Below are 24,082 nucleotides of genomic sequence, written 5' to 3' on the forward strand. Positions count from 1 at the left end.
TTCATTATGCCCGGCGCGTGCGTGCACCCCGGATGCTGTGACGCCGCGCTACTGCCCGGGGTTCTCCCTGGCCAGGTAGGCCTCCACGGCGGCACCGAGGTCGTCGGCGTCGGGAAGCTCGTCGTTCTCGTTGGCCAGCAGCGACCGGCGCACCATGCCGTCCGCCTTCTCGTCGTACCGGGTTTCGAGGCGGGAAACCACCTGCTGGACTTCCTCGGACGCCTCGATCTGTTCGGCGATCTGGCGGCTGACCTCGCGGCCCGATTCGCGGAGCCGGTCAGTGGGCAGCATGAGGGACGTCGCAGCGCCCAGGTATTCGAGGCCGGCGACGGCGGCGGTGGGGTACTCGGCTTCGGCCAGGTAGTGCGGGACATGGATGACGTATCCGGCAACATTGCGTCCCGCCTCAACAAGGCGGAGTTCCAGGATGTGGCCCACAGCGGCAGGAACTTCAACGGTGGGCTTCCAGACGGAGATGCCTTCGATCAGCTCGGGCCGGTTTCCGTGCACGGTCACGCCTACCGGGCGGGTGTGCGGCACGGGCATGGGAATGGAGTGGATCCAGGTGACCAGGTTGACGTCGAGCCTCTCCACGATGTTCACGACGGCGCGGGCGAACCGTTCCCACTGCAGGTCGGGTTCGAAGCCGGCCAGGAGGAGGAAGGGCTTCCCCAGGCCATCCACCAGCCGGTAGAGGGCCAGCCGGGGCTCCTGGTAGTCCTGGATGTGGTCTTCGACGAAGCTCAGGTGCGGCCGCCGGGACCGGTAGTCGATCAGCTGGTCCGCGTCGAAGACCGCAACGGGCTGCGCGTCGAGGGAGTCCAGCAGTTCGGCGTTGATCTGCTTCACCACGTGGCCGGCGTCGGCAAACCCGGTGAAACCCATGACCATGTTCAGCCCCTGGAGTTCAGGGCTGTGGAACAGCTCAATGTTGCTGGCATAGAGCGCGTCGGGGTCCAGCAGGGAGCCGGAAATCCGTTCAAGCACGGCATGTTCCTTTCAGGGGTGCGGGTGGACATCATTCATAACGCGGCAGGCGCACCGGGCATTCCGCCGGCAGGTGTGGCGCACCTCTCAGGAAATTCTCCGGCGGCACCGCGTAAGGGCTACGATCGGAACTGGCCTGCCAGGCGGGCTTGCATCCACCCCGGGACCGTCCGGAACGGCCGGATCCGGGCCACCATGGCAGAGCGCCCAACATGCATCCCTGCCCGAACATTTCGAGAATTGAGGACTCATCCCTGTGGTCAAGAATACTGAAGTCAACCTTAGTACCGTCTCGCGGGACCTTAAGAAGAGCCCCAGCGACGCAGTGGTCATCGGGGTGGGGCAGGGAGCCGATGGCCCGGTTCTTCTGGACAACCCGTTGACGGCGAAGTCCGCGGAGGCACTCGCGGACTCGCTCAAGGCACTTGGGGTGACCGGTGCTGCCGACCAGCTGGTCCGCCTGCCGGGCCTGCCCGAAACCGGGGCAGGCATCCTGGTCCTCGCCGGCGTCGGCAAGGTTCCCGCCGCCGGAACGCTCACGGGCGAGTCGCTCCGCCGGGCAGCGGGGTCCGCCGTCCGGCAGCTGGCCGGCCTGGCCACGGTTACCCTGGCATTCCCCACCGCCGGGGTGCAGGACATCGCGGCGGTCGCGGAAGGTGCCGCACTGGGCGCCTATTCCTTCACCGAGTTCCGTTCCTCGACTGACGGGCTGAAGGATCCTGTCCGCAACGCCGTGATTTTCACCGAACTGGCGGCCAGCGCGGACCTGGACGCGGCCCTCAAGCGTGCCGGGCACGTTGCCAAGGCCGTGAACAACACCCGATCCCTCGTCAACACGCCGCCCAGCCACCTCTACCCGGAATCTTTCGCGGAGGCCGCCAAGGAACTGGCCAAGGGCCTGCCCGTCAAGGTGACGGTCTGGGATGAGAAGCGCCTTGAGAAGGAAGGCTTCGGCGGAATCATGGGCGTGGGCAAGGGCTCCACGCGCCAGCCCCGCCTGGTCAAGGTCGAGTACGCCCCCGCCAAGGCCACCGCCAAGATCGCCCTCGTCGGCAAGGGCATCACGTTCGACACCGGCGGAATCTCGCTCAAGCCTGCCCTGAACATGGGTGACATGAAGAGCGACATGGCGGGCGCCGCCGTCGTCCTTAACACTGTCCTGGCCCTGGCCGGCCTGGGCCTGCCGGTCAAGGCGACCGCCTGGCTGTGCATCGCCGAGAACATGCCCGGCGGCGGCGCCTCACGCCCTGCCGACGTCCTAACCATGTTCGGCGGCAAGACCGTGGAAGTGCTCAATACCGACGCCGAAGGCCGGCTGGTCATGGCGGACGGCATCGTCGCTGCGAGCCGCGAATACCCTGACGCGATCATCGACGTCGCCACCCTCACCGGCGCGCAGCTGATCGCGCTGGGGAACCGCACCGCGGGAGTCATGGGCTCGGACAGCGTCACGGGGGCGCTCAAGGCAGCGGCTGACCGTGCCGGTGAACTGGTGTGGCCCATGCCCCTGCCGGAGGAACTGCGCCCCACCCTCGATTCCCAGGTGGCAGACCTGGCCAACATCGGCGAACGGCATGGCGGCATGATGACCGCAGCCGTGTTCCTGCGCGAATTCGTGGGTAAGGACAAGGCAGGCGAACAGATCCCCTGGGCGCACATCGACATCGCAGGACCGTCGTTTAACAACGGCAGCCCGTACGGCTACACGCACAAGCAGGGCACCGGATGCACCGTCCGTACCCTGGTGGCCTACGTGGAGGACATCCTGGCCGCCGCCTGAGAACGGCTGCAGCCCCGGTGCCACGCGGCTCTGCGGCCAGGTGATCCCTGTGCCACAGAGCCGCGTGACACTGGACACAAGCGCTCCACAAACGCAGTGCCAAGGTGGAGCATGGATAGGTGGTTCGCTAAGGTGAACCACGGTAGTCACAAATGCAAGAGAGTTGCCCTGCTGACATAATCACGGCAGTGCAAGTTCCAAGACCAGATGATGCGCGCTGATCGCGTCATCGTTCACGCGAGGGAGCGTTTTAGTGGCCGATCAGGCAACTGCGCAAGAATTCGACATCCTGGTACTCGGTGGCGGCAGCGGCGGATACGCTGCAGCGCTGCGTGCGGTACAGCTCGGCCTCACCGTCGGCCTCGTGGAGAAGGGCAAGCTGGGCGGCACCTGCCTCCACAACGGCTGCATCCCCACCAAGGCCCTGCTGCACTCCGCAGAGCTGGCCGACCACGCCCGTGATTCCGCCAAGTACGGCGTGAACGTCACCCTCGACGGCATCGACATCAACGCCGTCAACGCGTACAAGGACGGCATCATCGCCGGCAAGTACAAGGGCCTGCAGGGCCTCATCAAGTCCAAGGGCATCACCGTCATCGAGGGTGAAGGCAAGCTCCAGGGCACCGACACCGTCGTGGTGAACGGCACCGCCTACAAGGGCAAGAACATCGTCCTGGCCACCGGCTCCTACTCGCGCACCCTCCCGGGCCTCGAAATCGGCGGCAAGGTCATCACCTCCGACCAGGCGCTGACCATGGACTACATCCCCAAGAGCGCCATCATCCTGGGCGGCGGCGTCATCGGCGTCGAATTCGCCTCGGTCTGGAAGTCGTTCGGCGTGGACGTCACCATCGTTGAAGGCCTGCCCTCCCTCGTTCCCAACGAGGACGCCACCATCATCAAGAACTTCGAGCGTGCCTTCAAGAAGCGCGGCATCAAGTTCTCCACCGGCGTCTTCTTCCAGGGCGTGGAGCAGAACGACGACGGCGTCAAGGTCACCCTGGTGGACGGCAAGACGTTCGAAGCAGACCTGCTGCTCGTCGCCGTCGGCCGCGGCCCCGTCACGGCCAACCTGGGCTACGAGGAAGCCGGCGTCACCATCGACCGCGGCTTCGTCATTACCAACGAGCGCCTCCACACCGGCGTCGGCAACATCTACGCCGTCGGCGACATCGTCCCCGGCGTGCAGCTGGCCCACCGCGGCTACCAGCAGGGCATCTTCGTGGCCGAGGAAATCGCCGGCCTGAAGCCTGTTGTGGTCGAGGACATCAACATCCCCAAGGTCACCTACTCCGAGCCCGAAATCGCCACCGTTGGCTACACCGAGAAGGCTGCCAAGGAAAAGTTCGGCGACGACCAGGTCCAGACCCAGGAATACAACCTGGCCGGCAACGGCAAGAGCTCCATCCTGGGCACCTCCGGCCTGGTCAAGCTGGTCCGCCAGAAGGACGGCCCCGTGGTGGGCGTCCACATGATCGGCGCCCGCATGGGCGAGCAGGTGGGCGAGGCCCAGCTGATCGTGAACTGGGAAGCATACCCCGAGGATGTGGCGCAGTTGCTGCACGCCCACCCCACCCAGAACGAAGCCCTCGGCGAAGCGCACCTGGCGCTGGCCGGCAAGCCGCTGCACGGCTAGTTCCCACCAGCATTACCAGGCCTGGTGCACCCGGTCGCGCAGACCGGGTGCACTAGGCTTCCAACAAGGCAGCAATCATTCGCACTAAAGATCAATAAGGAGAACGGGGACGACATGTCTGAATCCGTTAACTTGCCCGCCCTCGGTGAGAGTGTCACCGAAGGAACCGTCACCCGCTGGCTTAAGCAGGTAGGTGACCGGGTAGAGGTGGACGAGCCGCTGCTCGAAGTCTCCACCGACAAAGTAGACACTGAAATCCCCTCTCCTGTGGCTGGCGTGATTGAAGAAATCCTGGTCGCTGAAGATGAGACCGCCGAGGTAGGCGCACCGCTGGTCCGCATCGGTGACGGCTCCGGCGGCGGTTCCGCCCCGGCCGAAGAAGCTCCCGCGGCCGCTCCGGCACAGGAGGCTCCCGCACAGGAAGCCCCCGCTGAAGCAGCGCCCGCACAGGAAGCACCTGCCCAGGAAGCGCCCGCCCAGGAAGCTCCGGCTGCCGGCGGCGAAAGCCACGAAGTAACCCTCCCCGCACTGGGTGAGAGCGTCACCGAAGGCACCGTCACCCGCTGGCTCAAGGCCGTAGGCGACTCCGTCGAGGTCGACGAGCCCCTGCTCGAGGTTTCCACCGACAAGGTTGACACCGAGATCCCCTCCCCCGTTGCCGGCACGCTGCAGGAAATCCGGGTCAACGAGGACGAGACCGCCGAGGTTGGTTCCGTACTCGCCGTTATCGGCTCCGGCGCCCCCGCTGCCGCGGCTCCGCAGCCGCAGGCTGCCCCGGCAGCCCAGGAAGCCGCGCCGGCTGCAGGTTCTGAATCCGGCTACGTCACTCCCCTGGTCCGCAAGCTGGCAAACCAGCACGGCGTGGACATCTCCTCACTGTCAGGCACCGGCGTTGGCGGCCGCATCCGCAAGCAGGATGTCATTGCCGCCGCCGAAGCCAAGGCTGCCCCGGCGGCGGCTCCGGCAGCAGCCCCTGCCGCTTCCGCCCCGGCCGCGTCGGGTGCAGCAGCCTCGTCGCTGCGTGGAACCACCCAGAAGGCTCCCCGCATCCGCCAGGTCATCGCCCGCCGCATGCGCGAGTCCCTCGAGGTCTCCACGCAGCTCACGCAGGTGCACGAAGTGGACATGACCAAGGTCGCCAAGCTGCGCGCCCGTGCCAAGAACTCGTTCCAGGCACAGAACGGCACCAAGCTGACCTTCCTGCCGTTCATCGCCAAGGCAGTGGCCGAGGCCCTCAAGCAGCACCCCAAGCTCAACGCTGCATACGACGAGGACAAGCAGGAAATCACCTATCACAACGCCGAGCACCTGGCGATTGCCGTCGACACCGATAAAGGCCTGCTGGTCCCGGTCATCTCCGACGCCGGCAACCTGAACCTCGCCGGACTGGCAGGCAAGATTGCCGATGTTGCTTCGCGCACCCGCGACGGCAAGATCGGTCCGGACGAACTGTCCGGCGGCACGTTCAGCATCACCAACATCGGTTCGGTGGGCGCACTGTTCGACACCCCGATCATCAACCAGCCGCAGGTTGGCATCCTGGGCACCGGCGCGATCGTCAAGCGCCCCGTTGTGGTTGCCGACGAAAACGGTGACGACTCGATCGCCATCCGCTCCATGATGTACCTGTCCCTGACGTACGACCACCGCCTGGTGGACGGCGCGGACGCGGGCCGGTTCCTCCAGACCCTGAAGGCACGCCTCGAAGAAGGCGCCTTCGAAGCGGACCTGGGGCTGTAACAGCCAGCCACGAACGACGGCGGCGGGTGCCAACGGTGGGATAACCACCGGCGGCGCGCGCCGCCGTCGTTGTTTAACAGGCACCCGGCACGGGTGGACAGCGTGGCTTTGCTACGGGCTGTAGAACTGACTGGCTAAGCTGGAGCAATGATTATCCTCTTTAACATCCTGGTTTTCCTCCATGTGGTGGGCGCGGCCATGATCGTGGGCTACTGGATCGCCACGATGCGGACCCCCACCGTGCACCCGCGCCAGCGTGATGGCGCTTTCCTGCAGCTGCTCACCGGCATCGCCATGATGGGCATCCTTCCGTTCCTGCCGGACAAGGACCCCAACTACGCCAAGCTGGGCATCAAGTTCGTTATCGCCATTGTGGTTGCCGTCCTGGCTGTGATCGGATCCCGCAAGGTCAAGAAGGGTGAGCCGGTCTCCACCGGACTCGCGCACGGCGTCGGCGGCCTGGCCCTGGTCAACATCGCCATCGCCACGATCTGGCAGTAACGGCCCCGTCCGGACCGCCGGTCATAATCCTCTGAGAGCGGATTATCCGTGCATGGCAGGTGCCGGATCCCTAGGATGGGAAACGGTGGGCCCGGCCATGCTGCCGGACCCGGACCGAATCGACGTTGAGGAGAGACATGGCTACAACACGCAACGCCCACACCGTATGGACCGGAAGCCTGACCGAGGGCTCGGGGAACACCACCCTGGACAGCTCGGGCCTGGGAACCTTCGATGTCACCTGGAAGGCCCGCACGGAGGCTGCCGGCGGAAAGACCAGCCCGGAAGAGCTGATCGCAGCCGCCCACTCGGCTTGCTTCTCCATGGCCTTCAGCCACGAACTCAGCCAGGCGGGCTTCACGCCGGAAGAGGTCAACACCAAGTCGGAAGTTGGCTTCCAGCCCGGAACCGGCATCACCGGCAGCCACCTGACCCTCAACGCCCGTATCCCCGGCATCTCGGAAGAAGACTTCCAGCGCATTGCCGAGGCCGCCAAGAAGGGCTGCCCGGTGTCCCAGGCCCTGGCCGGCATCGAAATCACCCTCGACGCCACGCTGCAGGCCTAGGCCGCACGGCCCCGCACAACACCAAAGGCCCTGCCCTTCCGGGATTCCGGAAGGGCAGGGCCTTTGTTGCTGCCGGTGAGGTCAGCCGTCCTGCCGGCGCGCCGGCAGCGGAGCAGGCAACAGTTTCCGGTAGCCCGAGCGGGCCGGAGGCCGGTCAGTGGGCAGTTCCTGGATCATTTCCTTCAGCGCACCGATGCCGTACTCCAGCTGGGGATCCCGTCCGGCAGCGTACGCGTGCGGCGGGTAGGTCACCTCGATGTCCGGATCAACGCCGTAGTTTTCCACGCTCCAGCCCACGCCGCCGCTGAACCAGTTGGCGTAGCGGGGCTGGGTGACGCCAGTGCCGTCCGCCAGCGTGAAGCGGTTGTCGATTCCAACAACACCGCCCCAGGTGCGCGTTCCGATCACCGGGCCGATGCCGCGCAGTTTCGAGACCTGGGTGATGATGTCGCCGTCGGACCCGGCAAATTCGTCCGCAAGGATGATCACGGGCCCCCTCGGCGCGTGGTGCGGGTAGGTGCGCGGCTTCTCCCCGCGCGGCATGCTCCATCCCGTCACCTTGCGGCCGATGAGTTCAGCGACAAGCTGCGAGGTGTGTCCCCCACGGTTGCGGCGCACGTCGACGATCAGGCCATCGAACGCGGTTTCCGTGTCCAGGTCCCGGTGCAGTTGGGCCCAGCCGTTGGCCATCATGTCCGGAATGTGCAGGTAGCCGAAGGTTCCGTTCGACGCCTCCCGGACGGTCCGCCGGTTGCCCGCCACCCATTCCTGGTACCGCAGGCGCTCCTCATCCTTGACAGGCACGACGGCGACCCGGCGCTGGGTGCCTTCAGCACCGCCATGCCCGGGCCCGTTGAGGAGGGTAAGCTCCACGGCGCGGCCGGCAGCCCCGACCAGCTGCATGGCGGGTGTGACGTTTTCGGACAGCGGGACGCCGTCGACGGCCAGCAGGATGTCCCCCGCCTGGGCGCCGACGCCCGGCCTGGTAAGCGGGGAGGTGGCCAGCGGGTCAGAGGACTCGCCCGCCAGGATGCGGGTGATCTCCCAGCCGCGGGCGGTGTGCGTGAGGTCGGCGCCGAGCCTGCCTTGTCCGCGGCTGCCGCGTTCGGTGACGGCGGCGGGGCGCACGTAAGCGTGGGAGGTTCCCAGTTCGCCGTGCAGTTCCCACAGCAGGTCCACCAGGTCGTCGTGGGACCCCAGCCGTTCCACCAGGGGCCGGTACCGGGTGTGGATGGACTCCCAGTCCTGGCCGGCCATGTCCTCGGTCCAGAAGAAGTCGCGCTGCAGGCGCCAGGCCTCGTCGAACGCCTGTCCCCAGACGCTCAGCGGATCCATCAGGACACGGATCCGGCCCAGGTCCACCTTGACCACCTTGCCGGATTCCTCATCCGCCTTGGCATCCGACGGAACCACGGTCACCTGCTTGTCGGCAACGATCACCACTTTGCTGCGGTCGCCGGAGAGGCGGTAGCTGTCCACGGAGTCCACCAGGGTTGCCTGCTTGCGCCGGGCGATGTCGTACCGGACAAGGCTGGGACGGGCGTCCTTGTCCTCCTGGCTGGCCTTTCCGTCGCCGGTGACGCCCGCCAGGACGGAGTCGAGCCAGAGGAGTGCACCGTCAACGGCCTTCAGCGAGCTGTAGTTGCCCTGCGGCACGGGAACGCCGATCACGCGGTGGGCCAGGCCCTCCGCGTCCACCGTGACGGCAGGCACGGCATTGTCCCCGGCCTCGTCTGCGTCCGTGGATTTTGCGTCCGCGCCGGCGTCCAGTTCCCCGCCCGCGGGATCAACCGAAGGGCCAAAGGGCGACGGCGTCTCAGCCGTCAGTGCCACCAGGTACGGCTTGATGGGGCTGGGGAAGGAAAGGTCGAACGAATGCCCGTCGTACACGGGGTCGAAGCTGCGGTTGGACAGGAAGGCAAGGAATTTGCCGTCCGGCGTGAAGGCCGGGGAGGCGTCGCGGAAGCGGCCGTCGGTGACATCCACGGGTTCGGCGTCGAGCCGGTCCACGGTGGCCAGGCGCAGCCGGCTGCGCGAACCGAAAGAGGTGACAGGCTCCGACCATGCCAGCCAGCGGGAATCGGCGGACCAGGCCAGTTCCGAGATACTGCCTTCCCCGATGCTGGCGACCTGTGTGAGGTCTCCGCTGCGGGTGTCCACGACGAACACGTCACCAAAGGAGGTCCCGAGGGCAACCCAGTGGCCGTTGGGGCTTGCCTCCAGGGAACTGGCCCGGGACGGCGTCGGGACGGTGATGCCTGGCTCCGCCGTGGTTGCCTGGGCGTCAGCCACGGGTGCTGCGGCCTGTGGCGCCACATCCGCCTGCTGCTCGTCGTCAGAGGGAACGTGGACCGTGGCGGCCGCCGGCGCCTTGGCGCCGGACGCCGGAACAGGCTGGGGAAGGCTGACCGCTTCCGCGTCCTCCCCGCCGGTTGCTGCCGCCTCCGCGGAAGCGTTGGCCGCAGCAGTCGGGGTGTTGTTCTGCGCGTCCACCTTCCCGGCAGTGTACGGGACGGGTGCAGCGATGTCCTTGATCTGCAGTGCTTCCACACCGTCGTGGTCGGCGATGTAGGCAATGCGGCCGTCCCCCAGCGGCCTGGGCAGCCGTCCCCGGACGCCCGGGGTGGCCTCGATGATTCGGGACGGACCGTCCTTGTGCCGCAGCCAGTGGATGGTGCCGTGGGACTCCACCGCACTGGCGGCACCCGCCATGTCCGGCGCCACCGCGCCCAGGTGCTTGACGGCGTCGAGCAATGCGGGGCGGCGGGTCTGTGAGGCGGAGCCGAGGGTGATGTCGAGCTTGACCGCGTCTGCGGCAAGGTCGTGGAGGACCCAGAGTTCGCCTGCGGATTCGAAGATCACCCGCTTGCCGTCCGTGGCTGCATGCCGGACATAGAAGTCCTGGTGGTCGGTGTGCCGGCGCAGGTCCTTGCCGCTGGGAAGCACCGAATACATGTTGCCGTAGCCCTCGTGGTCTGACAGGAAGGCGATCCGGCCCTCCACCCACAGCGGATCAGCGAGGTTGCCGTCGAGGTCCGGCAGCAGGCGTTCGAACTCGCCGTTGCCGTCGCGGTCGATCCACAACTTTCCGGCCGTTCCGCCGCGGTAGCGCTTCCACCACGCCGGCTCACGGGAGAGCACGCTGGCCAGCACCACAGGGCGTTCGTCGCCTACCTCGGGACCGAAGGCAACGGACTCCACCGGCCCGTAAGGGAGCTCCTGGGCCCAGCCGCCCTCGAGCGGAACGCTGTAGGCGTGGGTGTGCCGGCTTTCAGCCTGGCGGAAGGCACTGGTGACCACCACGGAACCACCGGTGGTGAATCCCTTGACCTTGGTGGTGCTGTGGCCAAAGTAGGTGAGCTGCCGGTACCCGCCGCCGTCCACCTGTGCGGACACAACCTCCGGCGCCGTTCCCTGGACCACGGTCCACACCAGGCGCTTGCCGTCCGGGGTGAAACGCGGGTTGCGGGCAGGAAGCTGGAGCGAGGAAACACGCCAGGCACGGCCGCCGTCCAGGGGCGCGATCCACACGTCATCCTCGGCCACGAAAGTGACCAGATCGCCGTGCAAATGCGGGAAACGGAAGTAGCTCGAAGAGGTCATCGTTCGATCATAGTCAACCCCCCACCCGCCCCGCGGGAGATACACAACCCGCGCCGCCGTGGTGAGATGGACCATGCACATCGTCATGGCCGGCGCCTCGGGGCTCATCGGCACTTCCATGTCCGCGGCATTCCGCAATGCCGGCCATTCGGTGGTGACGCTGGTCCGCCGGCCCCCTGCCAGCGCCGCCGAAGTCCGCTGGGACCCTGCGGCCGGCGTCCTGGATCCGGGCGCACTCTCGGGCGCTGACGCCGTCGTCAACCTCTCCGGAGCGGGAATCGGCGACAGGCCATGGACGCGCAGGCGGGTGGAGGAACTTTTCAGTTCCCGCCTGGGACCAACCAGGACCCTGGTGCAGGCCATGGCACGGGCTGATACGCCACCGGCCACCTTCATCAGCCAATCAGGCTCGAACTACTACGGCGACGCGGGCAACACAGTACTTCGGGAGGACGCACCGGCCGGCTCTGGCACCCTGGCGCAGATCTGCATGGAGTGGGAGCAGGCAGCCCTTGCGGCGCCGGCAGGCGTACGTGTGGTGACACCACGGACGGGGGTGGTCTTCAGCCCCTCAGGCGGCGCATTGGGCAAGCTGCTCCCGCTCCTGCGCCTGGGACTGGGCGGCCCCTTCGGAAACGGCCGCCAGTTCTGGCCCTGGGTGACACTGCCCGATGTCTCGGCCGCTTTCCTGTTCCTTCTGGGCTCCCCGGTCTCCGGCCCGGTCAACCTGGCCGCCCCTGGGCAAGCGGATGTCAATACCATCGTGGCGGCATTGGCCCACGCCCTGCACCGCCCCGCCGTGCTGCGCGTGCCTGCGCCTGTGCTGCGCACCGTGATGCCAGGCCTGGCCGACGAGCTGCTGCTGTCCAGCCAGCGGATGGAGCCGGCGGTCTTGACCGCCGCAGGGTTCACGTGGCAGCACGGGCACCTGGCAGATGCTGCCCGCTGGGTGGCTGGAAAGACCAGCCCCCACTAGCCCTGCCGGGGACTCCGGCCCGGAGTGCCCGTTCATGGGCCCGGAAGGATGTCGGCTACCAGCCACCGCCCCTCCACGGAGACCAGCACCAGCCGAAGCAGCTGCGGCCTGGTGGGTGCCCCCGTGGCGACTACTGTGTCTCCGGCGTCCACCATCCGGTACCCGGAGGCAGCGGACACAGCCCGCACCACGGCATGGGCTTCGGTGCCCCCATCTTCGGCGGCGATCTCGGAAAGCGTGGTGGTGAACCCGGTGAGGCGCTGGCCGGATCCGGCAAACTGGCCGGCGACGCGCTGGTCAGCCGCGGCGGCGGCCGACCCGGGGGCATTCACCTCGGCCAGCAGTTCCACGCCCCCGCTGCTGAAGGCATAGTCGCGAAGCGCCGCCAGCCCCTGCACGGCTTCCACCGGATCAGCTGCTCCGGCCCGCCGCCGTGCGGCGTCCACGGGCAAGGGAAGCCCATTACCGCCGCCTGAATCGGCATCCGCACCCGCACCTGCACTTGCTGACGGCGCAGATGTTGGTGGCAGCCCCTGTGCGGCACCTTTAAGCCACGTGCCATCCCCTGCGGTCGCCGACAGCCACCACGCCACTGCCGCCACCGCGGCAATCAGCGGCATGGCGGAGCGCAGCAGCACCCGCCGCGCCTGCCCGCCAACGGGCCCGTCCATGTGCTTTCCCCTGGCCGGCGTGGTTGTCGTTGTTGCCGCTCCCGGCCGTGCGGACCAGCGGGATGTGGCCGCCCGGCGTCGCAGGCCCTGGGCTTTCGTTCGCAGTGCGCTGCGCTTTGACCCGGCGGGAACGTGCCGTCGCGTCAACAGCTCAGGCAGGACAGTGGGGTGGACCGCGTCGGAAAGATCCACGGGCTGCGGTTCGGCGCTGCGGTAGACGGCCGTGGCCAGCGCCAGCGCGTCCGGGCGCAGGCGCCGCTCATCGTTCAGGCCTGCTTCCAGGGCAGCCGCGAGGTCTTTGGGAACCCCGGGAACCAACAGGGACAACGGCGGACGGTCGGCCGTGCGTCCCGGCGCTTCACCTGTGAGGCAGTACCACCCAAGGGCAGCCACCGAGTACACATCGCGTTCAGGCTGCAGGCCGGCACGGACCGCGTCCACCGGTGCGGGATCAAGGAATCCGCCCGTTCCCGCGGTGCCGGCGCCGCCCGGGTCCCCGAGCATCCGGGCGACGCCGAGATCGGACAGCATCGGTTTTCCCTGCCCGGTGAAGAGCACGTTTCCGGGCGAGACGTCGGAATGCGTGAAGCCTTTGCCGTGCAGGTACGCCAGGGCCTGGGCGATCGGCGTCAATACCGTGACCGTCTCCCCCACGCTGAGCCTGCCGCGGGCGGACACCAATTGGGCCAGGGAACCGCCGGCAGCATAATCCATGGTCAGAGCCGTACCACTGCCCGGCTCCGTCCCCTGCACCGCGTCGTGGGCCCGGATCAGGTGCTGGTGGTCCAGGACTGACAGGATGCGGATCTCCCGCCGCACCTCCTCCTCGGTGATGCCCGGGCTGCTGCGCGTCCCGCTCCCGGCGGCCCGGAAGCACTTGAGGGCGTATTCCTGTCCCGTCCGTTGTTCCCTGGCCAGCCACACGTCCGCGCTGCCGCCGCGGCCCAGCAGCCTGCCGACGTCGTAGCCGGGTACGTCGGGTGCCTGTGCATCGTCCATGGTCCATGTCTAGCCGAGTTCCGTCCGGCCTGCAGAAGTTATCCACAGCCCCCGGCGGTTGCAGTCACAAAGGGCAGGGCCGGTGAGCTTGGACACTAAACCGGGCCGGTGCGGCTGCGGGGTCTAAGCTGGATGCCATGACTCTTGAGTTTTCACAGCTGGGTCTTGCCCCCGACTTCGTTGATTACATGGAAGGCTGGGATGCCCAGCGCGAACTCCATGACAAAGTTGTCGCCGGAAGTGCGCCCAGCACAGTCCTTCTTTTGGAGCACGCCGCTGTATATACGGCCGGCAAGCTTACCGAGGACCACGAGCGGCCCTTTGACGGTACGCCGGTCGTCGCAGTGGACCGCGGCGGCAAACTGACCTGGCACGGTCCCGGCCAGCTGGTTGCCTACCCCATCCTGAAGCTGAAGAACCGCTCCGGGATCAGGGACTACGTGGAGCGGCTGGAAGAAATCATGATCACCGTCATGGCGGACTACGGCATCAAGGCTGAACGCATCAAAGGCCGCGCAGGCGTATGGATCAAGGCCGATTCCAAGGGCCCCGACCGCAAGATCGCGGCCATCGGCATCCGCGTCCTGAACGGCGTCACCATGCACGGCGTCGCCATCAACTGCAGCAATGACCTGGCGCCCTACGGCCAGATCATCGCCTGCGGCATCACCGACGCCGGAGTCACCACCATGTCCCTTGAAACGGGCAGGGAGATCCATCCCGCGGACATCGCGGAGCGGTTCGTGGAGGAATTCCGCAAGCACGAAGAAGCATTGGTTTCGAGCCCTGAAGGAGCTCTACTGTGACATTGGCACCTGAAGGCCGGAAGATGCTGCGGATCGAGCAGCGCAACGCTGCGGTCCCGGTGGAGCGCAAGCCGGAGTGGATCAAGGCCAAGGTCCAGATGGGCCCGGAGTTCGTCGGGCTGAAGAACCTTGGCACCTGAAGGCCGGAAGATGCTGCGGATCGAGCAGCGCAACGCTGCGGTCCCGGTGGAGCGCAAGCCGGAGTGGATCAAGGCCAAGGTCCAGATGGGCCCGGAGTTCGTCGGGCTGAAGAACCTGGTCAAAAAAGAAGGCCTGCACACCGTCTGCGAAGAGGCCGGCTGCCCCAACATCTTCGAATGCTGGGAAGACAAGGAAGCCACCTTCCTGATCGGCGGCTCCGAATGCACCCGCCGCTGCGACTTCTGCCAGATCGACACCGGCAAACCCTCCCCCGTGGACATGTTCGAACCCACCAAGGTGGCCCGCTCCGTACAGTCCATGCAGCTGCGCTACGCCACCGTCACCGGCGTGGCCCGCGACGACCTCGAAGACGAAGGCGTCTGGCTCTACGCCGAAACCGTCCGCAAAATCCACGAACTGAACCCCGGCACCGGCGTGGAACTGCTCATCCCCGACTTCTCCGGCAACCCCGACCACATCAAGGCGATCTGCGACTCCGCCCCCGAAGTCTTCGCGCACAACGTCGAAACCGTGCCCCGGATCTTCAAAAGGATCCGCCCCGCGTTCCGCTACGAACGCTCCCTGGACGTCATCACCCAGGGCCGGAACCTGGGCATGGTCACGAAATCCAACCTCATCCTGGGCATGGGCGAAACCCGCGAAGAAATCAGCGAAGCCCTCCGCGACCTCCACCAGGCCGGCTGCGACCTGATCACCATCACCCAGTACCTGCGCCCCTCCGAACGGCACCTGCCCGTGGACCGCTGGGTCAAACCCCAGGAATTCGTGGACCTCCAGCACGAAGCCGAAGAAATCGGCTTCCTCGGCGTCATGTCCGGACCCCTGGTCCGCTCCTCCTACCGCGCCGGCCGCCTCTGGGCCACCGCCATGCGCAAAAAAGGCCGCGACATCCCCGCCGAACTCGCCCACATCGCCGAAGGCATCCAGGACTCCGGCACCACCCGCCAGGAAGCCCCTGCATCGAACGGAACGCGATCGCCGCCGCGAAAGCCATCAACGCCGCGAAAATGGCGCTCTGGGGCGACGGCACCCACCGCGTCTCCCTCGACGAAGTCATCATCACCATGCGCGAAACCGGCAAAGACATGAGCGACAAATACAAGGAAACCGCCATGGGCGGCCTCGCCGTCAACGTCGTCGAATGCTGACACCCCGCTGACACGGGCACACTCCGATTCCCCAAGAAGACAAAGGAAACACGATCATGACCCTGGCACCTGAAGGCCGGAAGATGCTGCGGATCGAGCAGCGCAACGCTGCGGTCCCGGTGGAGCGCAAGCCGGAGTGGATCAAGGCCAAGGTCCAGATGGGCCCGGAGTTCGTCGGGCTGAAGAACCTGGTCAAAAAAGAAGGCCTGCACACCGTCTGCGAAGAGGCCGGCTGCCCCAACATCTTCGAATGCTGGGAAGACAAGGAAGCCACCTTCCTGATCGGCGGCTCCGAATGCACCCGCCGCTGCGACTTCTGCCAGATCGACACCGGCAAACCCTCCCCCGTGGACATGTTCGAACCCACCAAGGTGGCCCGCTCCGTACAGTCCATGCAGCTGCGCTACGCCACCGTCACCGGCGTGGCCCGCGACGACCTCGAAGACGAAGGCGTCTGGCTCTACGCCGAAACCGTCCGCAAAATCCACGAACTGAACCCCGGCACCGGCGTGGAACTGCTCATCCCCGACTTCTCCGGCAACCCCGACCACATCAAGGCGATCTGCGACTCCGCCCCCGAAGTCTTCGCGCACAACGTCGAAACCGTGCCCCGGATCTTCAAAAGGATCCGCCCCGCGTTCCGCTACGAACGCTCCCTGGACGTCATCACCCAGGGCCGGAACCTGGGCATGGTCACGAAATCCAACCTCATCCTGGGCATGGGCGAAACCCGCGAAGAAATCAGCGAAGCCCTCCGCGACCTCCACCAGGCCGGCTGCGACCTGATCACCATCACCCAGTACCTGCGCCCCTCCGAACGGCACCTGCCCGTGGACCGCTGGGTCAAACCCCAGGAATTCGTGGACCTCCAGCACGAAGCCGAAGAAATCGGCTTCCTCGGCGTCATGTCCGGACCCCTGGTCCGCTCCTCCTACCGCGCCGGCCGCCTCTGGGCCACCGCCATGCGCAAAAAAGGCCGCGACATCCCCGCCGAACTCGCCCACATCGCCGAAGGCATCCAGGACTCCGGCACCACCCGCCAGGAAGCCAGCACCCTCCTCGCTGCACACCCGTGACGTCTCCTTTGTGAAGTGGCAGAGGGCCGGACGCCGGAAGACTCCAGCGTCCGGCCCTTTGGTTTAAGTCACGTAGAATTGAGGCACTATGGCGAAATCCCCTGACTCCAGCAACTCCACCCCGGCGGGCTCAAGCGCGGTGAAGCGCGGCCTGTTCACGCGCAAGCCCAAGGAAGCTAAGGCCAAGAAGCCCAGCAGGCTCAAGCAGATCGGCGAGGTCTTCACCATGACCCGCCGCCACGACCCCATGGTTCCGTGGCTCATGCTGCTGGTGTTCCTCGGTGTCGTGGCCGTGAGCTTCCTGGTGGGTTTCTGGCTGGATAACTGGATTACCGGCCTGATCATCGGCATTCCGCTCGGCTTGCTGGCGGCCACCTTCATTCTGTCCCGGCGCGCTGAGCGTGCTGCGTTCGCGCAGATCGAAAACCAGCCCGGAGCTTCGGGCGCTGCCCTGGGCACGCTCCGCCGCGGCTGGATCACCGAAGAGCAGCCCGTGGCCGTCAACCCGCGCACGCAGGATGCCGTGTTCCGCGCCGTAGGACGTCCCGGCGTCGTCCTTGTCAGCGAGGGCCCCGCCCACCGGGTGAAGCCGCTGCTCGATGCCGAGCGCAAGCGCCTTGCGCGCATCCTGCCCAACGTTCCTGTCCACACCATCCAGACCGGCCGCGGCGAAGGCCAGGTGCCGCTGAGCCAGGTGGCCAAGCAGATGGGCAAGATGAAGAACGAACTGACCAAACTTGAAGTCAGCACGGTATCCAAGCGCATCGCGTCCATGGGCAGCAGGCTTCCCATTCCCAAGGGCATCGACCCCTACAAGGCCCGTCCCAACCGCGGACGCTAGCTGGTTGAACGCCCCGGTACCGGCACTGCCGGCAGCCGGGGCGTTTTTCTTTGTGCCCGAACCGCCGCGCCCAGCCCTCCCATCACATGTGCGGCCAGCGCACCGCCCGACGACAGGACATGACCATGCCCCTCAGGACAACAGTGATCCGCGCCTTCCGCATCCTCGCCGTGGCCGAAGCCTGCAGTTGGGCCGCGCTCCTCGCCGGCATGTATTTCAAATGGATTGCCGGCACCACGGAGCTCGGCGTCCAGGTGGCGGGCCCCGTCCACGGTGCCCTGTTCATCGGTTACGGGGTCGCCGCGCTCATGCTGTGGCGGGTGCAGCGCTGGCCGTTCCTGGTGGCCGTGCTGGCAGGTGTCTCGGCGATCTTCCCGTTCGCCACCCTCCTGTTCGAACGTTGGGCCGGGCGCCGCGGGTACCTCAGCGCTGCCGGCGCAGCGGACGCCCCGGCCCTCGAGTCCAGCCGCGCCTAGCGGGACAGGCCTGCCGCAGTGGACTCCGTTGAGCAGGGACTGACGTCACAGCCGCCGCAGGAGGCCGGGACGCCGGGCACGCGCGCGCAGGGACGCAGGCGGGTAACCGCTCTCCTCTCCCTGCTGGGGGCAACCCTGTTCTGGGCCGGCAACTACGTGGTGGGCGCCGGCGCTGTCCACAGCATCGACCCCCTGAGCCTGGTCTTCCTCCGGTGGGCGATCGCACTGGTGCCGCTGCTGCTGATAGCCCAGCTTGTGGAGAAGCCCTGCTGGCGGTCCGTTGCAGCTGCGTGGCCGTGGCTGCTGGCGCTCAGCGTGTGCGGGCTCCTCGGCTACAACCTTCTCCTGTACTTCGCCCTGGAACACACCGATGCGTTCAATGCCTCGCTGATCAACGCCTTCAATCCGGCGCTGATCACGCTGGCGGCCGCAGTGTTCCTGCGCGAGCGGCTCACGCCGATGGCGGTGGCCGGCGTCCTGATGGCGCTGGCCGGCGTCCTCATCGTCATCAGCGGAGGGAATGTGGGCCGGCTGGCCACTGCCGGCTTCGGCACCGGCGAGGTGCTGATGGTGGGGGCGGTGGTTGTCTGGACGGCCTACACGGTCATTGGCCGCCTGGCGCCCAGGATCCCGCCGATCACAGCTACGGCAGTGCAGGCAGCCGTGGCGGTGGCCCTGCTGGCCCCGGTGCGGTTCGCGACGGGCGGCCTGGCTTTTCCTGGGACGGGCAGTGCCTTGGCGTCATTGCTCTTCATAGCGATTTTTCCGTCGGTACTGTCCTACGTGCTGTGGAACCGCGCTCTGACGGTCCTGCCGGCGGCCGGTGCCGGCGTGTTCCTCAACCTGATCACTGTCTTCACCGCAGTCCTGACCATTCTGGCCGGACAGGTCCACACAGCCGCGCAGTTTGTGGGCGGCGCCATCGTCGTCGGCGGCGTGATCGTCACTAATGCGCGGGCCTTCCGGCGGAAGCACCCGGCGGGCGCTTAGAGCGGCGATGGCCATCGGGCGCCGTTGCCCGTCGTGTGCCGTTGTCCCTTGGTGTGCCGTTGCCCGGGGGAGGCCCGAGCCTCAGCGCCGGATGAGGAGCGTGTTCATGGCCTTGTCGTGCAGGCCGCGGTGGTCCGGGTCGAAAATGACTGCGGGGATAACCAGGCAGAGGAGCACTGCCCTGACCAGGCCGGCCAGCGGTCCCGGAGTACCGCCTCCCGGCTTGATCACCGCGATGCCCATGATGCGGTGGCCGATGCTGTACCCGAGGGTGCCCACCAGCAGGGTCTGTTCGATGGCGAAGACCGCCAGCGTGGCCCAGGAATCGCCGCCAAAGGCAAAGTTGCTGATGAGCAGTGCGATGCCCCAGTCGATCATGATCGCAACGATCCTGCGCCCTGCCCGGGCAATGGAGCCGGGACCGGACTCCGGCAGTCCCAGGCGCTCCCCCGGATACTTTGAGATGCCGGAGGTGTCAGGTCCGGTGAGCCAGGAGCCAATGTCTTTGCGATTTACCACCGTCCAAGTTTACCGACCCCGGGGCCAGCAGCGCGCCCACAGTGTGGATGGGACTCGACCACACTGTGGACGGACGATACCGTGGTCATAGCAGGGCATTCTGTAACCTGCCCGAAACAATGCGGACATGGACGGGAAATGCCGGATCCATAGTCTGTTAGAAGTTTCAAGCAATCCCCCGGCAGGTACACGCGACAGGGACAACATGCGTTCTCCCTGATTTTGGATTGCGCTGGATCACATGGCGTGCATGCCAGATATTTACATATGCGTTAGGAGCATAGATGTTCAAGACTGCGGACGAAGTCCTCAAGTTCATCAAGGACGAAGATGTAAAGTTCGTCGATATCCGCTTCACCGACCTTCCGGGTGTCCAGCAGCACTTTAACGTCCCCGCGAAGAGTGTTGACGCTGATTTCTTCGTCAACGGACAGCTCTTCGACGGTTCCTCCATCCGCGGATTCCAGGGCATCGCCGAATCTGACATGCAGCTGATCCCGGACGTCACCACCGCGTTCCTGGACACCTTCCGCATGGAGAAGACCCTCGCGCTGAACTTCTCGATCGTCAACCCGCGCACCGGTGACCCGTACCACCGCGACCCCCGCGGCGTGGCCGAGAAGGCCGAGGCCTACCTGGCCTCCACCGGCATCGCCGACACCGCATTCTTCGCTCCCGAAGCCGAGTTCTTCGTGTTCGACAACGTCCAGTACCAGTCCTCCCCCGAGGGCAGCTTCTACAAGATCGACTCCGAAGAAGCCCACTGGAACAGCGGCCGCGAGGAAGAAGGCGGCAACCTGGGCTACAAGACCCCCGTCAAGGGCGGTTACTTCCCGGTCTCCCCCACCGACAAGCAGGCTGACCTGCGCGACGCCATGTGTGTTGCCTTGGACGAAGCCGGCCTCGAGGTCGAGCGCAGCCACCACGAAGTTGGATCCGCCGGCCAGGCCGAGATCAACTACAAGTTCACCACCCTCACCCACGCTGCCGATGACCTGCAGAAGTTCAAGTACGTCATCAAGAACACCGCTGACGCCTGGGGCAAGTCTGTGACCTTCATGCCGAAGCCTGTCTTCGGCGACAACGGCTCGGGCATGCACTGCCACCAGTCGCTGTGGAACGGTGGCGAGCCGCTGTTCTACGACGAGAAGGGCTACGCCGGCCTGTCCGACACCGCCCGCTGGTACATCGGCGGCCTGCTCCAGCACTCCTCCGCCGTCCTGGCCTTCACCAACCCGACGGTGAACTCCTACCGCCGCCTGGTCAAGGGCTTCGAGGCTCCGGTTAACATGGTCTACTCGCAGGGCAACCGCTCCGCCGGTATCCGCATCCCCATCACGGGCTCCAACCCGAAGGCCAAGCGCATCGAATTCCGCGCTCCGGACCCCTCCTCCAACCCTTACCTGGCCTTCGCTGCCCAGCTGATGGCCGGCATTGACGGCATCCGCAACCGCATCGAGCCCCCGGCTCCCATCGACAAGGACCTCTACGAGCTCCCGGCCGAGGAAGCCAAGGACATCCCCAAGGCTCCGGGCACCCTCGAGGAAGCCCTGGAGGCCCTGCGCGAGGACAACGAGTTCCTGCAGGCCGGCGGTGTCTTCACCCAGGACCTGATCGACACCTGGATCGAGTACAAGTACGAGAACGAGATCCGTCCGCTGTCCCTGCGCCCGAACCCCTACGAGTTCGAGCTCTACTACGGCGTCTAGCAAGATCCCGCGACTGAAGCGGGCATAGTCCGCCAGCAGTCCGCAAGAATCTTCAAACAAAAAAGGCCGGCCCTTGGGTTCACCCCGAAGGCCGGCCTTTTTGCTGCCCGGATACTTACGCCTGCTTTGCAGTCGGCGAGTCCAATCTGTCATCCAGCACACGGGAGACTGCCGCCCTTGCCGACTCTTCCTTGTCCGGCCACATGTGCCCGTACGTGTCCAGGGTTGTCTTCGCCGACGAATGCCTGAGGCTCTTCTGGACTACCTTCACGTCAAGACCCTGCGCTATTAGGAGCGATGCGAAGTAGTGCCGAAGGTCGTGAAAGCGGAAGCCCTCTGGCAGCCCTTCCACAACTTCACGAGCCTCACGGAAGTAGTGCTCCAGCCTATGAGGTGAAATGCTGCGACCCCATTCGTTGGTGACTAGGGTTTCACTCCCCCACTTAGTGTGGTTGACCGACAGTTCAAGGCAAAGGTTCTGCGGAACTGGGATAGGCGTCTTTGACTCTTCCGTCTTCAGCTCCACTCCTGGATATTGGATGGCGGGCTTGATTAGACCTCGCATGAAATCAAGATCGGAAACACGAAGGGCTACGGCCTCAGCGATTCGGAGGCCTGGGAATGCTGCCAGAAGAACTACGGGCTGCTGGCCTGGCGGCATGGCGTCATGGAGCGCCCACACCTGTTCTGTGGTGGCAACGTATGGTCGCTGCTTACCTGCCTTGGGCGCCGTGCGCCGACTCAGCGGGGACTTCGGCAGCAAACCATCATGGACAGCGTCACTGAAGAGCTGCCCCATCCTCGAATGCAGGGCATAAACAGTGGAGTCAGCCAGGCCTTCGTCACTCAGCTTCGCCGTCCAGGCCTTTACTTCTGACGGCCTGACTCTCTTCAGTGGGCGATGCCCGATACTTCACCTGGCGTCCGGGAAAACGACGGATGAATTGGTTTCTGCGGATACTGCGGATTGTGCGGCGGCTATCGCAGAACACTTTGCACAGCTGCTCTAGCTGCTTTTCACCTTATGAGTATCTCTGATCCTCATAAGAAAGCTAAGGAGTTGGGAATGATAATCATTGACAACAAGCTTTTTAGCTTTACGGAGCGGGACCTACTCACTAAGGCTAGCCGTTCAGTGTTCCCGGATTCCACGGCCATCAAAGAAGCGCTTGCCATCCTCCTAGAGCATGAATGGGTGTTTAGGGTCCAGATGCCAGAATCCCGAGGACCTGGGCGCCCGCCATCACAGATGTATGTACCTCACCGGAGCATGTTTGAAAGTGTCCTGCCCGTCGCAGAATACGCAGAATACGCAGAATCAGCCGCATGAGCCAGGAGCAGCAGACAACTGCGCGGACCGACGCCGAACTGGCCGAGTACTGGAAGCACCAGACCATCCATTACCGGAATCTTGCAAACAACTACTTGCAGCAGCTCCTGGCGCTGAAGAACAAGCCGGAACGGCACTACGTAAAGACCACCCTGCATCGCGACCCGACGGGGACAGCTGCGGTGAATGCCGTTGAAAAAGAACGCAGAAATTCGAAAGGTCAACCATGACATACGACTACAGCCCTAGGGTCCTACAACAGTGGGACTGGCCCGACCAAGGCGAGGCCTACCGCCAGAAATTCGAGCATGAGCAGCGCAGGGCTGTGTTCTGGCAAGCCAGAGCCCTGACCGCCGAGGCAAGGCTGGCAAAGGCCGAACCTAAGCAGGCGCCCCTTGCCTCCTGAAGAAACAGCCCTTGCCCTGATCCGCCAAGCCATAAGCGACCGGGAATCGATCACCGACATAACCCTCATGACCGCGGCGATGGGTTCTGAGGATCCGCTACAGCATCAGATAGACATCACCCGGGCCCTGGTCCGTATCACGGCGTCACTCCTTGGGTAGCAGCCGGCGGCGACACGATCAAGGCCCTCATCATCCACGAAGCTATAGCCACCAACTACGCGGACATCAGAAAGGAAATCCTCTAATTGGTTTCCCCTAAGACTGCTTTCATCTCCCGCCCCTACAAGTACCGAGAACCTAGACAACTCGATGTGCAACCATGCCCGGCCCGTCTACATCTCCGGCGCTCCAGACGGTGTGCTCGTCCCGGCTGTCGCCATCTTCCAGCAACGCTACCTTCGCGGAGTAGTGACCCTGACGGATGCCCCTCGGCTGTCTAATGAACTCGTGGACGCCGTGGAAGAACACGAGACGGGCGTCCGCGCCACTTACGAACCGAGGCCCGCAAAATGACTCACAGAACGTTTGTCGCGAGCGGAACTCGGTGGAAGGAAAACCAGGCCGACGTGCTCTCACTGCGGGTCATTTCCGAGGCGAGTTATGACCACACCGATAAGCTCTGGCCCGGTGTAGCGATCTTCAACCGCCACGGCTGCCGAATGGTCCTCACCACGGAACAGGCCCTCAGGCTTGCCAACGACATCGCAGACGCTTTGCAGGCGGCTAAGGACGGTGGTCTGTGACGGCCGAACGCACGCCCACCCATTACGTGCACGGCATGGCTGGGCCTGTGGTGATTGTTCCTGGTCGTATCGCTGCATGGTTGGAGCGTCACGCTGACCTGAATAGCGTCCGTGTCAGTTCCCGTGGTTTGGATGCGGAAGCTGACGCTGTGTTGGTTGCCCTCAGGGTGGCAGCTCTGGCGTGGCGTGGTGCCGCAACGGGTAGTCAGCAGCCAGCAGAGCCGGAAGTAACGGGATCCTCTAGGCAGTGGATGACCACCAGCCAGGCTGGAACGCGGCTTGGCATCACGGACAGGGCTGTGCGCCTCGCGATCCAGGAACGCCGGCTACCCGCGGAAAACGTGGATGGTCGTTGGCGGATCACCAACGAAGACTTAGCCCACTTCACCGCGGCGAAGAAAGCCGCATAAGGACTT

General features: G+C 65.5%; 22 protein-coding genes and 2 pseudogenes. 19 read left to right on the top strand and 5 right to left on the bottom strand.

Going from position 1 to position 24,082, the window contains the following annotated elements; translation table 11 throughout:
* Positions 1 to 48: 48 nt before the first annotated feature.
* Positions 49 to 987, bottom strand: a complete 939-nt coding sequence (locus tag BACI349Y_RS11405; protein ID WP_159632196.1) for a proteasome assembly chaperone family protein — start codon at positions 985 to 987, stop codon at positions 49 to 51.
* A 256-nt stretch (positions 988 to 1,243) separates the two neighbouring features.
* On the opposite strand from BACI349Y_RS11405, the gene BACI349Y_RS11410 reads away from it, so the two are divergent.
* From BACI349Y_RS11410 to BACI349Y_RS11430, 5 genes are all read left to right on the top strand, one after another.
* Positions 1,244 to 2,767, top strand: a complete 1,524-nt coding sequence (locus tag BACI349Y_RS11410; RefSeq protein WP_159632197.1) for a leucyl aminopeptidase — start codon at positions 1,244 to 1,246, stop codon at positions 2,765 to 2,767.
* Positions 2,768 to 3,020: 253 nt separating this feature from the next.
* Positions 3,021 to 4,403: a dihydrolipoyl dehydrogenase gene (lpdA, locus tag BACI349Y_RS11415; RefSeq protein ID WP_159632198.1), complete on the top strand. Its 1,383-nt coding sequence runs from the start codon at positions 3,021 to 3,023 to the stop codon at positions 4,401 to 4,403.
* Positions 4,404 to 4,517: 114 nt separating this feature from the next.
* A complete protein-coding gene (gene sucB / locus BACI349Y_RS11420) occupies positions 4,518 to 6,143 on the top strand; it encodes a 2-oxoglutarate dehydrogenase, E2 component, dihydrolipoamide succinyltransferase (protein ID WP_159632199.1) in 1,626 nt (541 codons plus the stop codon).
* 147 nt (positions 6,144 to 6,290) lie between these two features.
* Positions 6,291 to 6,644: a hypothetical protein gene (locus BACI349Y_RS11425; RefSeq protein WP_159632200.1), complete on the top strand. Its 354-nt coding sequence runs from the start codon at positions 6,291 to 6,293 to the stop codon at positions 6,642 to 6,644.
* A gap of 137 nt (positions 6,645 to 6,781) precedes the next feature.
* A complete protein-coding gene (locus tag BACI349Y_RS11430; RefSeq protein WP_018761077.1) occupies positions 6,782 to 7,210 on the top strand; it encodes an OsmC family protein in 429 nt (142 codons plus the stop codon).
* A gap of 81 nt (positions 7,211 to 7,291) precedes the next feature.
* Here the strand turns inward: BACI349Y_RS11430 and BACI349Y_RS11435 are convergent, their stop codons facing one another.
* Positions 7,292 to 10,813, bottom strand: a complete 3,522-nt coding sequence (locus tag BACI349Y_RS11435) for a S41 family peptidase (RefSeq protein ID WP_159632201.1) — start codon at positions 10,811 to 10,813, stop codon at positions 7,292 to 7,294.
* 73 nt (positions 10,814 to 10,886) lie between these two features.
* On the opposite strand from BACI349Y_RS11435, the gene BACI349Y_RS11440 reads away from it, so the two are divergent.
* Positions 10,887 to 11,789, top strand: coding sequence for a TIGR01777 family oxidoreductase (locus BACI349Y_RS11440; RefSeq protein ID WP_159632202.1), 903 nt, complete (start codon positions 10,887 to 10,889; stop codon positions 11,787 to 11,789).
* 32 nt (positions 11,790 to 11,821) lie between these two features.
* Here the strand turns inward: BACI349Y_RS11440 and BACI349Y_RS11445 are convergent, their stop codons facing one another.
* Positions 11,822 to 13,459, bottom strand: coding sequence for a serine/threonine-protein kinase (locus tag BACI349Y_RS11445; RefSeq protein ID WP_159632203.1), 1,638 nt, complete (start codon positions 13,457 to 13,459; stop codon positions 11,822 to 11,824).
* 128 nt (positions 13,460 to 13,587) lie between these two features.
* On the opposite strand from BACI349Y_RS11445, the gene lipB reads away from it, so the two are divergent.
* The 8 genes and pseudogenes from lipB (at position 13,588) to BACI349Y_RS11485 (ending at position 18,958) form a co-directional block, all read left to right on the top strand.
* Complete coding sequence (gene lipB, locus BACI349Y_RS11450) at positions 13,588 to 14,265, top strand: lipoyl(octanoyl) transferase LipB (RefSeq protein WP_263422201.1); 678 nt, start codon at positions 13,588 to 13,590, stop codon at positions 14,263 to 14,265.
* The gene (locus tag BACI349Y_RS11455; RefSeq protein ID WP_159632205.1) at positions 14,262 to 14,405 is read left to right on the top strand and encodes a hypothetical protein; all 144 of its coding nucleotides are present in this window, start codon (positions 14,262 to 14,264) and stop codon (positions 14,403 to 14,405) included. The genes lipB and BACI349Y_RS11455 overlap by 4 nt, the downstream gene beginning before the upstream one ends.
* Before the next feature lie 10 nt (positions 14,406 to 14,415).
* Positions 14,416 to 15,381: pseudogene (gene lipA, locus BACI349Y_RS11460) on the top strand (lipoyl synthase); the annotation flags it as partial.
* A pseudogene (locus BACI349Y_RS11465) lies at positions 15,381 to 15,575 on the top strand (L-serine ammonia-lyase, iron-sulfur-dependent, subunit alpha); the annotation flags it as partial. The pseudogenes lipA (BACI349Y_RS11460) and BACI349Y_RS11465, both read left to right, overlap by 1 nt.
* A gap of 56 nt (positions 15,576 to 15,631) precedes the next feature.
* Positions 15,632 to 16,651, top strand: a complete 1,020-nt coding sequence (lipA, locus tag BACI349Y_RS11470; protein WP_159632206.1) for a lipoyl synthase — start codon at positions 15,632 to 15,634, stop codon at positions 16,649 to 16,651.
* An 88-nt stretch (positions 16,652 to 16,739) separates the two neighbouring features.
* Positions 16,740 to 17,492: a DUF4191 domain-containing protein gene (locus BACI349Y_RS11475; protein ID WP_159632207.1), complete on the top strand. Its 753-nt coding sequence runs from the start codon at positions 16,740 to 16,742 to the stop codon at positions 17,490 to 17,492.
* 125 nt (positions 17,493 to 17,617) lie between these two features.
* Entirely contained in the window at positions 17,618 to 17,968 is a 351-nt protein-coding gene (locus BACI349Y_RS11480) for a DUF3817 domain-containing protein (RefSeq protein WP_159632208.1), read from the top strand.
* 18 nt (positions 17,969 to 17,986) lie between these two features.
* Complete coding sequence (locus BACI349Y_RS11485) at positions 17,987 to 18,958, top strand: DMT family transporter (RefSeq protein WP_236560803.1); 972 nt, start codon at positions 17,987 to 17,989, stop codon at positions 18,956 to 18,958.
* Between the two features lie 81 nt (positions 18,959 to 19,039).
* Here the strand turns inward: BACI349Y_RS11485 and BACI349Y_RS11490 are convergent, their stop codons facing one another.
* Positions 19,040 to 19,477: an RDD family protein gene (locus BACI349Y_RS11490; RefSeq protein WP_159632209.1), complete on the bottom strand. Its 438-nt coding sequence runs from the start codon at positions 19,475 to 19,477 to the stop codon at positions 19,040 to 19,042.
* Between the two features lie 284 nt (positions 19,478 to 19,761).
* Between BACI349Y_RS11490 and glnA the strand changes: the two genes are divergently transcribed.
* Positions 19,762 to 21,186 (top strand): type I glutamate--ammonia ligase, encoded by a 1,425-nt coding sequence (gene glnA, locus BACI349Y_RS11495; RefSeq protein WP_159632210.1) that lies wholly within the window; start codon positions 19,762 to 19,764, stop codon positions 21,184 to 21,186.
* Between the two features lie 115 nt (positions 21,187 to 21,301).
* Here glnA and BACI349Y_RS11500 read toward each other — a convergent pair whose 3' ends face one another.
* Entirely contained in the window at positions 21,302 to 21,985 is a 684-nt protein-coding gene (locus BACI349Y_RS11500; RefSeq protein WP_268891538.1) for a tyrosine-type recombinase/integrase, read from the bottom strand.
* A gap of 527 nt (positions 21,986 to 22,512) precedes the next feature.
* Between BACI349Y_RS11500 and BACI349Y_RS11505 the strand changes: the two genes are divergently transcribed.
* The 4 genes from BACI349Y_RS11505 (at position 22,513) to BACI349Y_RS11520 (ending at position 24,076) form a co-directional block, all read left to right on the top strand.
* A complete protein-coding gene (locus tag BACI349Y_RS11505; RefSeq protein ID WP_159632211.1) occupies positions 22,513 to 22,746 on the top strand; it encodes a hypothetical protein in 234 nt (77 codons plus the stop codon).
* Positions 22,747 to 23,232: 486 nt separating this feature from the next.
* The gene (locus tag BACI349Y_RS11510; RefSeq protein ID WP_159632212.1) at positions 23,233 to 23,436 is read left to right on the top strand and encodes a hypothetical protein; all 204 of its coding nucleotides are present in this window, start codon (positions 23,233 to 23,235) and stop codon (positions 23,434 to 23,436) included.
* Positions 23,433 to 23,666 (top strand): hypothetical protein, encoded by a 234-nt coding sequence (locus tag BACI349Y_RS11515; RefSeq protein WP_159632213.1) that lies wholly within the window; start codon positions 23,433 to 23,435, stop codon positions 23,664 to 23,666. Before BACI349Y_RS11510 ends, BACI349Y_RS11515 begins: the two co-directional genes overlap by 4 nt.
* On the top strand, positions 23,663 to 24,076 hold the full coding sequence (locus BACI349Y_RS11520; protein WP_159632214.1) for a helix-turn-helix domain-containing protein: 414 nt from the start codon (positions 23,663 to 23,665) through the stop codon (positions 24,074 to 24,076). The genes BACI349Y_RS11515 and BACI349Y_RS11520 overlap by 4 nt, the downstream gene beginning before the upstream one ends.
* Positions 24,077 to 24,082: the final 6 nt, after the last annotated feature.

It is taken from the genome of Arthrobacter sp. 8AJ, assembly GCF_902506025.1.
GTDB lineage: Bacteria > Actinomycetota > Actinomycetes > Actinomycetales > Micrococcaceae > Arthrobacter.